The sequence below is a fragment of the Porphyromonas vaginalis genome, from assembly GCF_958301595.1.
GTDB classification, from domain to species: domain Bacteria; phylum Bacteroidota; class Bacteroidia; order Bacteroidales; family Porphyromonadaceae; genus Porphyromonas; species Porphyromonas vaginalis.
The window spans coordinates 2,159,993-2,173,656 of sequence record NZ_CATQJU010000001.1 but is presented as its reverse complement, the minus strand read 5'-3'; the positions used below and the strand labels follow the sequence as shown (position 1 = coordinate 2,173,656).

The window sequence follows — 13,664 nt, the reverse complement described above, 5'->3', positions numbered from 1 at the left end:
ATGTCTACTCTCATCTTCTCACTCATCCTCCTCTGCGCTGCCACTCCTTATATATATGGGCAGCAATACACCGCTCCAGACAGCGTATCCACGCACCATCTGGAGACAGTTGTCGTCCGCGCTCCCCGTGAGCCAGACTACAAGCGAGGAGTCATACCCGCACAGCAACTCTCAGGGCAAGAGCTCAAGGCGCTCAGTGCCTTCTCCATAGCCGATGCGCTCCGCTCCTTCTCAGGCGTTCAGGTCAAGGACTTCGGCGGGGTCGGTGGACTCAAGACGGTCAACATACGCAGCATGGGTACTCACCACGTCGGGATCTTTTACGATGGTGTCGAGCTGAGCAATGCGCAGAATGGGCAGATAGACCTCGGCCAGTACTCCCTCGACAATATGGAGGCGATACAGGTCTTCAATGGGCAAAAGGGTAGCTACCTACAGCCTGCCAAGGACTTTGGCTCTAGCGGTACCGTCTACCTGCAGACACGCAAGCCGATCTTTACCGATGGTGCGCAGACCAATCTGAGAGCGAGCCTCAGGACTGGCTCCTTCGACCTCTTCAATCCCGCCATACTGATCGAGCACCGACTAGAGCCCAGGGTCACCATGTCCTTCAATGCGGAGTGGATCAAGAGCAGTGGCAAGTATAAGTTTAGGTATAAGAAGGTCCTGCCCATCACCCACGAGATAGCTTACGACACCACAGCCGTCCGGCACAACGGAGACATCAACGCCACACGACTAGAGGGCAATCTCCATATCGGTCTCCCCGACGGACAGGTGCTCGTCAAGCTCTACAACTACAACAGCGAGCGAGGCATACCAGGCGCTATCGTCAATAATGTGTGGCGTCGTGGCGAGCGTCTCTGGGACAACAACAGCTTCGTCCAGACCACCTACGAGCAGCAGCTCAGCGACCGCATACGACTACATGCCATCGCCAAGTATGCCTACTATCAGACCCACTTCGTGCGCAACGAGCCGACAGCAGCCTTCAAGGTAGACAACCTCTACCAGCAGCAAGAGCTATACGGCTCCGTCGCCTCCGCCTTCCAATTGATCGACCACTGGTACCTCTCCGCCGCCTACGATCTGCAGTGGAACAAGCTCGACGCCAATCTCTACGACTTCGTCTACCCACACCGCTTCACCCACCTGCTCGCCCTCGCCTCGACCTATACCAACGATTGGATCAATGCACAGGCCAGCCTCCTCGGCACGCTAGCTCAGGATAAAGCGCAAAAGCTCACCAAGGCTCCTCTCTTTCGCAAGCTCACACCTGCAGCGATCCTTTCGATCAAGCCGTGGCAAACCGTAGACCTGCGGTTCAACGCCTTTTATAAGCAAAGCTTTCGCCTCCCCACCTTCAACGATCTATACTACACCGAGATAGGCAATGTCAAGCTCGACCCAGAGCACACGACCCAGTACAACCTAGGGTTACAGTACCAGCTCACACCGCAGAGGCCGTGGCTTTACGCCCTAGACTTCAAGGTAGATGCCTACTACAACCTCGTGACCAACAAGATCATCGCCTACCCCAAGGGACAGCAATTCCGCTGGACCATGATCAACCTCGGCAAGGTCGACATACGAGGCATCGACGCTCAGTGCACCTGGAGCCTCGTGCCTGTCCGTGATCTGCAGCTATCTCTGCGGGCCCAGTACACCTACCAGAGAGCTATCGACATCACAAGCCCTAAGGACAGTTACTACCGCCACCAGATCCCCTACATCCCCTGGCATAGTGGCTCCGCCACGGCTATCCTGCAGTACAAGGGGTGGCAGCTCAACTACAACTTTATCTACGCTGGCGAGCGGTACAGTCAGCTGGAAAACTTCCCCGAGAATCACCTCCAGCCGTGGTACACCAACGATCTAGCCCTCGCCTACGAGCGCACCCTACGAGGGTACGGCCTGCGTCTGCAGCTCGAGTGCAACAACCTCCTAAGCCAAGCCTACGACGTCATTGCCAACTACCCCATGCCGCTGCGCAACTACCGTCTCACACTCGTCGTCACCCACTAGTCAAGCTAGACGAAGCGGTAAACTTTGCCCCCACATTTTGAAGAGAGGAGATGTCTTCACCGGCATCTCCTCTCTTTTTGTCGTGTGGCTCTATCGTCGTCCGAGACGGTAGCACTGAGGGCAGACGCCCCAGTAGATCAGCAGCGGTGTGACGTCACCGTAGCGAGGTGGCGTGACCGCCTGTAGCTCCGTCAGTGCGGAGGTGCTACGATGGAGCAAGGCGGTGCCACAGTGCCGGCACAGCAGTAACGCCTTGCTTTGACATAGTGACTGCCGCACCAATGACCCAGCTAGCCCCATCGGTAGGGGTAGCAAGATCCCGATCTTGAGAAAAAGGTCTACGCAAGTATAGATCGTCGTGTCTCCGATAGCCACGCCACGCTCCTTAGCGAGTGCTATCAGATCCTCTGACGAGAAGATCCCCATCTGCTCCCCTATCAACTCTAAGATAGCTTCGCGCGTGCGGCTACGGTTCAACCCCTGCTCCTTGATATAGTTTTGTAGCAAGAGTCGCTCCTTAGCCTGGAGACTCTCAGAGAGACGAGACATACGACGTAGCTGCGGCTAGAGACCGAACTCTTGTCTGATACGCTCCACATAGTCCAGCTTCTCCCAGGGGAATAGCTCTACCTCCATCTCTATGGTACCTCTATGGAAGGTCTCGAAGCTCTTCTTGACCCAACGCACATCACGCCCGAAGTGTCCATAAGCTGCGGTCTCCTCATAGATCGGCTTGCGTAGGTCAAAGCGCTGCTCGATAGCATAGGGCCTCAGGTCAAAGACCCGCAAGATGCGCTGTGCTATCTCGCCATCGCTCATATCGATCGTCTTGCCAGATGTATGCACGTAGATGCTCACTGGCTCTGCGACACCGATAGCGTATGAGAGCTGTACGAGCATCTCTGAGCAAACGCCCGCAGCGACCATATTTTTGGCTATATGACGTGCTGCATAGGCACCAGAGCGGTCTACCTTAGAGCAGTCCTTGCCCGAGAAGGCTCCACCACCATGGGAGGCGCGACCACCGTAAGTGTCTACGATGATCTTACGACCTGTGAGACCCGTATCTCCGTGAGGACCACCGATGACAAACTTACCCGTGGGGTTGACCAGCAGGCGATACTCCTGCACCGCAAAGAGATCAGCGTACTGCGGGTAGTACTTCTCCACACGAGGGAGCAGGTAGCGACGTATGTCCTCTGTGATTTGCTCTTGCATCTTCAGGTCGGCAGCATGCTGCGCCTTGTAAGAGCTATCGGCAGGCTTGATGAACTCATCGTGCTGCGTACTCAAGACGATCGTATCGATACGCACGGGATGGTTGTCCTCATCGTACTCTACCGTCACCTGACTCTTAGCATCAGGTCTCAGGTAAGGCATCAGCTCCGGCTCATGCTTGCGTATCTCAGCCAGCTCGAAGAGCAGCGCATTAGAGAGGTCGAGAGGTAGTGGCATATAGTTGGCCGTCTCGGTCGTTGCATAGCCAAACATCATGCCCTGGTCGCCAGCTCCCTGCTCCTCAGGGTTGGCACGGTCCACACCACGGTTGATGTCGTTACTCTGATCGTGGATAGCACTCAGTATGCCACAGCTACGAGCGTCAAAGCCGTACTCAGGCTGGTTGTACCCGATACGATCTACCACACGCCTCACGGTCGCATCTAGATCGACATAAGCATTGCTACGCACCTCGCCAGAAACGATCACCTGTCCCGTGGTGACGAGCGTCTCACAGGCGACACGCGAAGCGGGATCACCAGCTAGCAGCTGGTCTAGGATGGCATCGGATATTTGGTCTGCCACTTTATCTGGATGTCCTTCAGACACCGACTCGGATGTAAAGAAGTAATTCATACTACTGATATACTGATTGATGTAAATATATTGAGTCGAGGCTATTGGCCCGTGCCAAAGCCTCTGGGTACAACAAGAAAGCACCCCACCAGTCTGACGGATCAGCTCGTGGGGTGCTTTGATATCTCTATGCTTGCTTAGAAAAGATCCTCCTGCTGCGATCTCTGCTAGAGAGTGGTGAGGAGGTAAGTTTTTAGCATTTTTCTAAGTGGTTGCAAGCTTATCAAATCCATCCACTACGATCCCAAGACTGCATCAGAGCTTCTTGTCATCTCGTGGATGCAAAGGTAAGACAAACTTTTTAATCCTGCAAGGGGTGGCATCTGCCCTAGCTGAAAATCCAACGCCAGCTTGTTACAATAATTTAGAGCAGACTACATATCGAAACGGCACCATGTCGGGGAAAACTGATTTCCACGTGGATATTTCGAAATTCCCACGTGGAGAAGAAAAAATTCCTCGGAAGTTTCATTTGATTCTTCCGAAGTTTCATTTGATTCCTCCGAAGTTTTATTTCACGCCCACGTGGGAAATAAAAAATATCCACGTGGAGATTTGAGATTTTCCACGTGGATATTCGAGAAAGGCGGGGATCGAACAATTTCCCCTGTAAAGATATGTTATTAGAGATTAGAGGTTAGAAGTTAGAAATTAGAGATCCGATCACTCTGATAGCTCCGATGGTTCCGATAGCTAACAGCCAATAGCTAACAGCCAACAGCCAATCCATGGCTGATACATTATATATAGTGACCTCATCTATGCCTTGCTTGTCGCTCATGTGTAGTCCCTGACAGAGCGATTATAATGCGTCAGCCCTGGGGAGGGCATCTGCGTTTCAGGGCAGGCTACACTCCAGACATTTTTGAGTGGGCAATAAGGTTTCCCTGATATTCTCCGTAAAAGAGGCTCATTTGGAAACAAATAGGTCGCTAAAAAACGTCTAGAGACTGCCACTACAAGCGACAGTCTCTAGAAGGATAAGAGCGAAAGATGCAGACTACACAGTCAATTAAGGCTGACTAGTTAGTGCTGCAGTGCGAAAGTCGTCTATCGCCTTCACTAATTCTGCGAGGGATACGCCATCCCACCTGGCTGTCTCTGCTAGATCCTGATACTTGGGGAGGATTACGATGTGATTGTCTTCTAGAGTCAGTGCAGAGGCTAGGTCTGTAGCCCTCTTCTCACTGTATTCTTTTTGGCCAGTGAGGGCACGCACAGCCTCGACAGCCTTACGTGTCGTAGCATCCGCCTGATCGAGGATAGCCTCTTGCTCAGATAGGTGCATGACGGTCTCTATGACCTTAGCGATCTCTTGCTGAGATTTGTCCAGCGTCACCTGCTGCTGTCCCTTTGCCACGAGTGGTAGCAGGAATAGGAGCAAAGCACATAACCATGTCGTATGTCTCATAATTATAAAGCTTAGAAGTTAGTATTGTTGGTTTGTCTTGTATGCCTGTTTCTTCGCGCTCGTTAGATCTCTTGTTGAAGTCTCCCGCTGATTCAACACCTTGTACCAGAGGATGAAACAACCACTATGTTGCAAAGATAGTTTTCTTTTTGCAAACAACAAAATGCTAAGACACGGCTGATACATTATAATATAATGAACTCATCTAACACGCTATTCCTAGCAGGTCGTTAAGCGGAGCTATTATAATGCATCAGCTATGGTCTGCGCGTACATTCCATTCTTTAGCTATTCGGTGTTTAACGATTTTCCCCTAGAAGAGAGAGGCTTCTACATCGTGTCAAATCCACTTAAAAACAAGTACATTTGCAGTGAATATAAGAATGCACATAGTGCTTATCCCACGTATTCGCTCCGTATAATCTTCTTACTATTTTACTCGTGAAGAGACCGAAGTATCTATTTTGGTTTGTTGTTGTCTTCTTTGTTCTCATCCTTTTAGGGTATGGGATCGTTCGTTATGTCCGACTTCTTGAGACCTCTTTTGAGGCAAGTATTTCTCCTATAGATCCAGTCTATAGGATGGCTAATCATCCTGTCTGTTTGCCAGATAGTATGGTTTCAGAGAGAGAAAGAGAGCTGTTTTATACAGCAAAGATATATGGACTAATTGAGTACAAATCGACATCTTATAAAGAGAACTATGCTCGTGAACTGCTCTATCCTATATTGCAGGAGGTGGTTGAGGAGAATGTCTCTATCAAGAGTTTTAATGACAAACTACAGCAAGCATTAAGTACAGAGCTGGCACGCATAGGAGGGGAGACAAATGCTGATAGTCTCTTTGCGATAAGTGAAGAAGGATGGGTGCGAGAGTCTTCTGACCTGACTCAAGAAAGCAAGATGCTCCTCGGTCGGCTCGCTCACGCTTACACTCAGATAGATAAGACTAGTGCGAGCTTTGCCACTTACAACAAACCTAATGGACCCATAAGGAGGAGAGGCTCTTATCGAGATCTTGATTGGCGTAATCCTCTTAATCGTCTTATCGGGCTCTTTGACTTCTACTCTTTTGTCTATTACTTCTATCCAAACAGGCAGTTGTTCGAGCAGCCTTGGGACTTGTCCTTGCAACAGGCTATCCCAATGTTTTTGCACGTTGAGAACGAAGTTGATTACCACAAGGCAATCCGCTATATCACAGCAAGACTGAATGACTCTCATGCGTCTCACTCGACAGCAATGGATACGCTTCTATTCGGAGAGCGCAGGGCTGGATTTAGGATGAGATCTCTATCGGGGAGATGGTTTGTGTACAGTAAGAGATCAGCCAACTATCCCACCAATGTAAAAATAGGGGATGAAGTCCTATCGGTAAACTCCATCCCCATAAAACACCTAAGTGATAGTCTTGCTCTTTTTGTCTCTGCGAGCAATGCTTCAACTCGAGATAAGTTTCTCAATAATGCAATTTTGTCAACTCCTAAAGAGAGCTTCGTCTTGAAGATTCGACGAAACAAGGATACCTTGGAAGTCAAAGAAAAAAGCGAACATATGGATTACTTCAACTCTCTGAAGCTAGAGGAAGAGGGTAAAATGAAGCCTCAGTGGCTTAACGACTCGGTTGCTTACTGGCATTTGGCATCAGCAAAGCAAGACAATGTGGAGAGGTTTTATCGTCAAGTTTGCAATGCCCAATACATTATTCTTGACTTAAGATGCTATCCATATCCGTCGTCTTTTTGGGAATTATCTAAGTGCTTTATCCCCCAAACTGAAAACTTCTCATACATAGTCTACCCTGACAGTCAGCGGCCAGGAGAGTTTAAGTATGTGGCTGGGCCTCAGCATCTAGGCAGTGAAAACTATTATAAGGGTAATGTTATTCTGCTCGTAGACAACCAAACCGAGAGCTTCTCAGAGTATCTCTGCATGATGCTACAAAAGAACCCCAAAGCCATCACTGTAGGAACTTCTTCATCTGGAGCGAATGGGAACGTACATTTATACGAATTCCCAGGAGGAGTCATGACTTTCTTGACAGGCTTAGGGGTCTTGGACTCAAACTACTTTCCAATGAATGGGAGAGGTGTCAAGATCGACGTTCCAGTTCTTTTTGAGACAGATACTATTCTGACCAATGTAGACCCATATCTATCAAAAGCTATTGAGCAGACTCTTTGTGCAGTGCTATAATGCGCTGATTGGAGCTACCTCTGAAGGGGAGCTGGGGGTCGTAGAGACTCTGCACGAAGCGGCCGTCAACGAGTACATCTATATAGTCTAGTAGTGGGGCGCGTGTGGGGTCTTGCTCGATCTGCTCGAGCGTGTAGCCCGTGTAGCACCAGATCTCTTGCCCCGTGTCTCGCTTGAGACGCTGGAGCAACGTGAGCAGCTCCTCAGGGCAGAACATCGGATCCCCTCCACTCAGCGTGATGCCGTCGAGGAGGGGATTGCCGTTGATGTCGTCGATGATCTGCTGCAGGTATGCCTCCGTCAGGGGCGTCCCTACGAGCGGATTGTGACTCTCAGGGTTGTGACACCCCAGGCAGTGATGGGAGCAGCCCGCTAAGTAGATCGAGCAGCGTATCCCATCACCGTCGAGGATGGTCTCGGGTATGACCTTGAGGACGTTCATCCGAGAGAAATCTGACTAGTGATGCTTGACGCGATCAGCCTCCTCGGCACGCTTGGCAGAGTTCCACGAGGCGAGATCGCCCGTCAGGTAGCCCGTGATGCGACGCATACGTAGTATATCCTCGCCACCACATATCGGGCACTTAGCATAGATGACCCCCTTGTAGTGACACTCGCGACAAGTATCTATCGGGTGATTGATAGAGCCGTAGCCAATGTGGTTGTCTTGCATCAGCTTGACAATCTTGGCGATAGCCTTGACATTCTTCTTAGCCTCGCCATCGAGCTCTATATAGGTAATGTGTCCTCCTAGCGTGAGTGCATGGAAGGGCGCCTCCAGACGTATCTTATCCGCGATGCGTATCTCCTCCTTGACATCGATGTGGAAGGAGTTGACATAGTATGCTCTATCGTTAACCCCCTCGATGGTCCCGTAGCGCTTACGGTCGAGGCGTGTGAAGCGACCTGAGAGACCCTCCGCTGGAGTGGCTAGTACGGAGTAGTTGAGGTGATAGCGCTCCTTGAACTCCTGTGCTACCTCACCAATGATCTCGACACAGTGGTAGAGCGTGTGCCAAGCATCCTCGTTGGTGCCGTGTCCCTCACCGTAGATGGCGCACATAGCGTTGTGCCCACCGATGAAGCCGATGCCGAGCGTGCCGCTGTCTATCACGTGACCCACGGGATCGTTGGGACGCAGAGCTCCCCCACCCTTCCAGACATCATTGCCCATCATAAAGGGGAACTGACGTGCCAAGGCTGTCGCCTGAAACTCGTAGCGCGTGTGTAGCTGTTCGCCCACGAGCTGAGCCATCTCACGTATCGATGTATAGAGCTTATTGATCGCTATGCTACGCATCTTGCCTATATCCTCCTTCGTACCCATCTGCTCCTTAGCATAGCGCATCGCCTCGATCGCTAGGCGTGGCAGATTGATCGTCGTAAAGGAGAGATTGCCACGACCTATTGAGGTGCGAGGACCATTGATATTCTCGAAGACACGCGTACGGCATCCCATCGTCGCAATCTCATGGCGGTAGCGCAGCGGGTCATTGGCATCCCACTCATCACTATGATTGAAGGGCGTATCAAGGAAAACAAAGTTGGGGAAAAGCGCCTTTGCCGTCGTCTCGCAAGCTTTCAGGAAGAGGTCAAAGTTTGGCGTCTCAAACTCTATCTCTCCAGCCACGGCACTGTCGAAGTCTTTCATCGCACGGTCAAAGTCCGCCTCGGAGTAGTTGACCCCATCCTTGACTTTAAAGATCTGTATCGGGAAGACTGGCACTTCTCCACCTACGCCGAGACCTTCAGTCGTTGCTTTCATCAGCTCCTCGATCACCATACGTCCCTCGGCCGAGGTGTCGGTACCGTAATTGATCGAGCTAAAGACCACCTGATTGCCTCCTCGTGAGTGCATCGTGTTGAGGTTGTGTATGAAGCCCTCCATCGCTTGATGCGTGTCACGACGTGTGCGCTCTATCGCTTGGTTGATCAAGTAGACCACCTCTTTGCGAGGTATCTCTTTATTGACCCTTTGGCTTAGAGCTTGGCACAGATTCGTCACCGCTGTCGAGGTCGGTACGATACTATCCAGATGCTGCTCTGCCAGCTCTCGTATCTCTCGTACGGTGGGCAGATCCGTAGCACCCTGGCAGTGGAGGAATAGGCGTGTCGTGTCGGCCACATGCTTGAGAAAAGTCTTGTAGACGCCAGGTGCCATGAAGAAGTCAAAGGCTGGTATCGCCTGCCCGCCATGCTGCTCGTTTTGGTTCGTCTGGAAGACGATCGTCGCCAGCGTCGCATAGCTCTGTATGCTCTGAGGCGTGCGGATGCTACCATTCTTCGTATGGAAGCCTCGCTCGTACAGATCCGCCAGGTCGTACTGGATGCAAGTAGTCGTCTTCGTGGGGTAGTAGTCGAGGTCGTGGATATGTATGTCTCCGCGACGATGCGCCTCAGCGTACTGCGTGGGGAGCAGGTAGCGGTAGGTGTAGTCCTTAGAAACCTCCGAGGCGAAGGTCATCATCTGCCCTGCAGGCGTGTGACTACTCATATTAGCGTTGCTCAGGTTGACATCGTTACTGTCGATAGTCACGATGCCGTCGAGGTTGCGCTTGAGCTCGCTCTTCTTCTGACGCTCTGTGTTACGCCACTCACGATAGAGTATGTAGCGCTTAGCCACCTCGGGCTGCACCTTCATGAGCTCGCTCTCGACGAGGTCCTGCACCTCCTCGACAGAAATGACCTCCTGCTCGATGCGCGCTAGCACACCCATGGTAACAGTTTTCGCCTCTTGGAGACACTCAGTCTGACCTGTGGCGATGTAGGCTTTGAGAACGGCGTTCTCAATCTTGGACGGGGTAAACGGCTCTTGCAGCCCATCCCGTTTGATGATTTGCTTGATAGTTGTTGTCATACTTCAATTCCCGAAAGTAATGTGAGGACCTTCACGTATCTTCCTTCTCTCGTGCTATCTCCGTCTACTCGGGTCGGTCTTCTGACTTATCTCGTCGGGACTAGGCTGTGTGTAGCGTAGCCCTGCTTGGAGTGATCTCCTTCCCATCTTATTATATAGACAGTGGATATATGATCCTCCTCTATAGCGAGAATTACAGCAGCGGGTTCTGTACTGGACTTGCACCAGTTTCCCAGTGACTAGGCGATGTGCACTAGTACACCCTATCAGTATTATGAGATTGCAAACGAACGAAAGACGGGCGGCGTAAAACATCCTCGTTTATTGCGAATGCAATATTACAACATTCCAGCGAGATGACCAAATAAAACAACTTCTAAATCAACAACTGTTGAAAAGTTGTCCAAAACAAATTCACAACATACTGTTGTTTAGCTATTTGCAAAAACACTATCTCCGAGAAGTTTTCTAATTAGAATCTTCTCTCACTCCACTTCGTCGACTAAGTTGTCAACATCGATACGAGTAGCGACGATACATGTTACGATTTGTAGGGGCGGACCTATGTGTCCGCCCGTCCTCGTCGAAGCGCAGTGTGCTCTGTGGGCGGACACGCAGGTCCGCCCCTACACGAACCACATCAACACGACAAATCCAGCCATCAGACGCTGTAACCTTTGACACAACGGACGCCCTCCCACTAGACACGAACCGTGCGATCCTAGATGTCGCTACCCGTAAGCGTTGCAGGATCGAGTTAGTACCAAAAATTTTGTAGTACCAAAAGTTTTGTAGTATCAAAAGTTTGTTGTACTTTTGCATCGTCAATGAGACGCCGAAATAGCTCAGTTGGTAGAGCAACTCATTCGTAATGAGTAGGTCGCCGGTTCGAGTCCGGCTTTCGGCTCTTAATATCACTTCCTTAGGGCGTCGTCTATAGTGGTCTACCTGACCCTGTAGGGGGTGCCTTTCTTTCTTTATACACTAACATAGTACCACAATGAAATCAGATATTCAGATAGCTCGTGAGTGCCAGCTCAAGCCCATTGAGGAGATCGCTCACCAGCTCCGCATCACAGATCAAGAACTAGAGCCCTACGGGCACTACATCGGCAAAGTTTCGCATGAGCGCATGGACCCTGACAAGATAGCTCAGAGCAACCTCATCCTCGTGACCGCTATCACACCGACCAAGGCCGGTGTCGGTAAGACCACCGTCTCTATCGGTCTCGCTCTAGGACTCAACAAGATCGGCAAGAGTGCCGCCGTGGCTCTTCGTGAGCCCTCGCTCGGTCCCTGCTTCGGTATGAAGGGTGGTGCCGCAGGTGGTGGATACGCACAGGTGTTACCCATGGAGAACATCAACCTTCACTTCACTGGTGACTTTCACGCCATCACCTCTGCACACAACATGATCACCGCACTCCTAGACAACTATATCTATCAGAATAGAAATAGCTGCGAGGGACTCTCCGAGGTGCTCTGGAAGCGCGTCCTCGACGTCAACGATCGCTCACTGCGTAACTGCATCACCGGTCTGGGCGGTGTAGGCAATGGCGTCCCCACGGAGACTGGCTTCGATATCACCCCTGCAAGTGAGATTATGGCAATCCTCTGCTTGGCATCTGACCTTGACGACCTGCGCCGTCGTATCGACAATATCCTCCTCGGCTATACCAAGGCTAAGGAGCCATTTCGCGTTAAGGATCTAGGCATCGGAGGCGCTATCACCATCCTCCTGAAGGATGCTATCAAGCCTAACCTCGTACAGACCACCGAGGGGACACCCGCCTTCATCCATGGCGGACCTTTTGCCAATATCGCTCACGGCTGCAACTCGATCATCGCGACTAAGATGGCTATGTCTTGCTGCGACTACACGATCACGGAGGCAGGCTTCGGTGCAGACCTCGGTGCAGAGAAGTTCCTCGACATCAAGTGTCGTGTAGCGGGCATCACGCCCAAGCTGACGGTCATCGTAGCTACCCTAGCGGGTCTCAAGATGCACGGCGATGTCAACGAAAAGCAGATCTACGAGAAGGACATAGAGGGCGTCCGTAAGGGTCTAGCTAACTTGGACCGCCACGTGCACAACCTGCACAACTTCGGGCAGACGGTGGTCGTCGCCTTCAACCGCTACGCTACCGACACCGACGAGGAGATCGAGATCGTACGCAATCACTGCGAGCAGGTCCTAGGCTGCGGCTTTGCGATCAACAACGCTTACAGCGAGGGTGGCAAGGGTGCTACCGAGCTGGCTGAGCTAGTCGTCAAGACCATCGAGGAGCATCCCTCAGAGCCTATCGATCACGTCTACGAGCTCAGTGAACCTGTCAAGACAAAGGTCGAGCACATCGCTAAGCGCATCTACGGCGCTGCCAACGTTACCTATAGTAGCAAGGCGGAGAAGAAGCTTGCTCGCATCCACGAGCTCAACATGGAGCGCTACCCTATCTGCATCGCCAAGACGCAGTACTCCTTCTCGGCAGATCCCAAGGGTTATGGAGACATACGCGACTTCGACATGAAGGTCGAGGACATCGTCCTCAACAGCGGTGCTGAGATGATCGTCGTCATCATGGGCAGCATCATGCGTATGCCTGGACTACCCAAGGAGCCACAAGCAGTCCACATGGACATCGTCGATGGCGTCATCGAGGGGCTGAGCTAAAAGCAAGTCGGCTAAACCGACGAGACGTGATCCCCACAGTAGGTATCACATCTCTAACCTCTAAAGTCCAATCTCTAATTCAATATCCACGTGAGAAATCTCAAATTTCACGTGGATATTTTTTATTCTCCACGTGGGGAAGAAAAAACTCCTCCGAAGTTTCATTTGATTCTTCCGAAGTTTTATTTCGCCCCTACGTGGGCACTTCTCATTTTCCACGTGGATACTTCAAGATCCCGGGATCTTTTCGTCCCTCCGAGGGGATTTTGAAATCCCCCCCCTTGGGATTTTTTCGTTCCACACGGGGTGAGATATTTTCGTCCCATCAGTATGGGACGACCCTTCCGGGCTATTTACCACATTATATATAGGTAGCCAAGTCGACACGTGCAACCCGCTAAAGATTCGCTCGCACCTACGAGACGACGCCACACTTTGGCACAATGCATAACTCCGTAACCATTGACAGGGACGCACGGGCTATGCGTCCGTTGTGTCAAAGGTTACAGCGTCAAGGTTTTAACGGGGACGGACGCACAGACCGTGCGTCCATACAAATCGTAACACGTCCGACCGTGCGTCCGTACGTCACGGCCGGTTCGAAGACAGACGCTCCGCGGGAGTGCGTGCGTCCTTTGCGGGGTGGAGAG

8 protein-coding genes, 1 tRNA gene and 1 riboswitch are annotated in these 13,664 nt (G+C 51.4%); of the genes, 4 read left to right on the top strand and 5 right to left on the bottom strand.

Annotated features, from left to right (window positions below; genetic code table 11):
- Nucleotides 1-2,025, top strand: a complete 2,025-nt coding sequence (locus Q2J34_RS08450; RefSeq protein WP_300969992.1) for a TonB-dependent receptor — start codon at nt 1-3, stop codon at nt 2,023-2,025.
- A gap of 90 nt (nt 2,026-2,115) precedes the next feature.
- Here the strand turns inward: Q2J34_RS08450 and Q2J34_RS08445 are convergent, their stop codons facing one another.
- From Q2J34_RS08445 to Q2J34_RS08435, 3 genes are all read right to left on the bottom strand, one after another.
- On the bottom strand, nt 2,116-2,574 hold the full coding sequence (locus Q2J34_RS08445) for a transcriptional repressor (protein WP_300969990.1): 459 nt from the start codon (nt 2,572-2,574) through the stop codon (nt 2,116-2,118).
- A gap of 15 nt (nt 2,575-2,589) precedes the next feature.
- Nucleotides 2,590-3,879, bottom strand: a complete 1,290-nt coding sequence (gene metK, locus Q2J34_RS08440; RefSeq protein WP_300969988.1) for a methionine adenosyltransferase — start codon at nt 3,877-3,879, stop codon at nt 2,590-2,592.
- A gap of 1,012 nt (nt 3,880-4,891) precedes the next feature.
- On the bottom strand, nt 4,892-5,290 hold the full coding sequence (locus Q2J34_RS08435; protein ID WP_300969987.1) for a hypothetical protein: 399 nt from the start codon (nt 5,288-5,290) through the stop codon (nt 4,892-4,894).
- A 615-nt stretch (nt 5,291-5,905) separates the two neighbouring features.
- Here Q2J34_RS08435 and Q2J34_RS08430 point away from each other — a divergent pair.
- Nucleotides 5,906-7,486: a S41 family peptidase gene (locus Q2J34_RS08430; protein WP_300969985.1), complete on the top strand. Its 1,581-nt coding sequence runs from the start codon at nt 5,906-5,908 to the stop codon at nt 7,484-7,486.
- Here the strand turns inward: Q2J34_RS08430 and nrdG are convergent.
- Together nrdG and Q2J34_RS08420 are read right to left on the bottom strand one after the other, a co-directional pair.
- Complete coding sequence (gene nrdG / locus Q2J34_RS08425; RefSeq protein ID WP_298886690.1) at nt 7,455-7,928, bottom strand: anaerobic ribonucleoside-triphosphate reductase activating protein; 474 nt, start codon at nt 7,926-7,928, stop codon at nt 7,455-7,457. The genes Q2J34_RS08430 and nrdG overlap by 32 nt on opposite strands.
- A 15-nt stretch (nt 7,929-7,943) precedes the next feature.
- On the bottom strand, nt 7,944-10,343 hold the full coding sequence (locus Q2J34_RS08420) for an anaerobic ribonucleoside triphosphate reductase (protein WP_298886695.1): 2,400 nt from the start codon (nt 10,341-10,343) through the stop codon (nt 7,944-7,946).
- A gap of 54 nt (nt 10,344-10,397) precedes the next feature.
- Nucleotides 10,398-10,624, bottom strand: a riboswitch (cobalamin riboswitch).
- A gap of 553 nt (nt 10,625-11,177) precedes the next feature.
- Between Q2J34_RS08420 and Q2J34_RS08415 the strand changes: the two genes are divergently transcribed.
- Both Q2J34_RS08415 and Q2J34_RS08410 read left to right on the top strand, forming a co-directional pair.
- Nucleotides 11,178-11,250: transfer RNA gene (locus Q2J34_RS08415), tRNA-Thr, on the top strand.
- Between the two features lie 93 nt (nt 11,251-11,343).
- Nucleotides 11,344-13,014 carry a formate--tetrahydrofolate ligase gene (locus tag Q2J34_RS08410; protein WP_300969983.1) on the top strand — a complete coding sequence of 557 codons (1,671 nt, stop codon included), beginning with the start codon at nt 11,344-11,346 and terminating at the stop codon, nt 13,012-13,014.
- Nucleotides 13,015-13,664 lie beyond the last annotated feature (650 nt).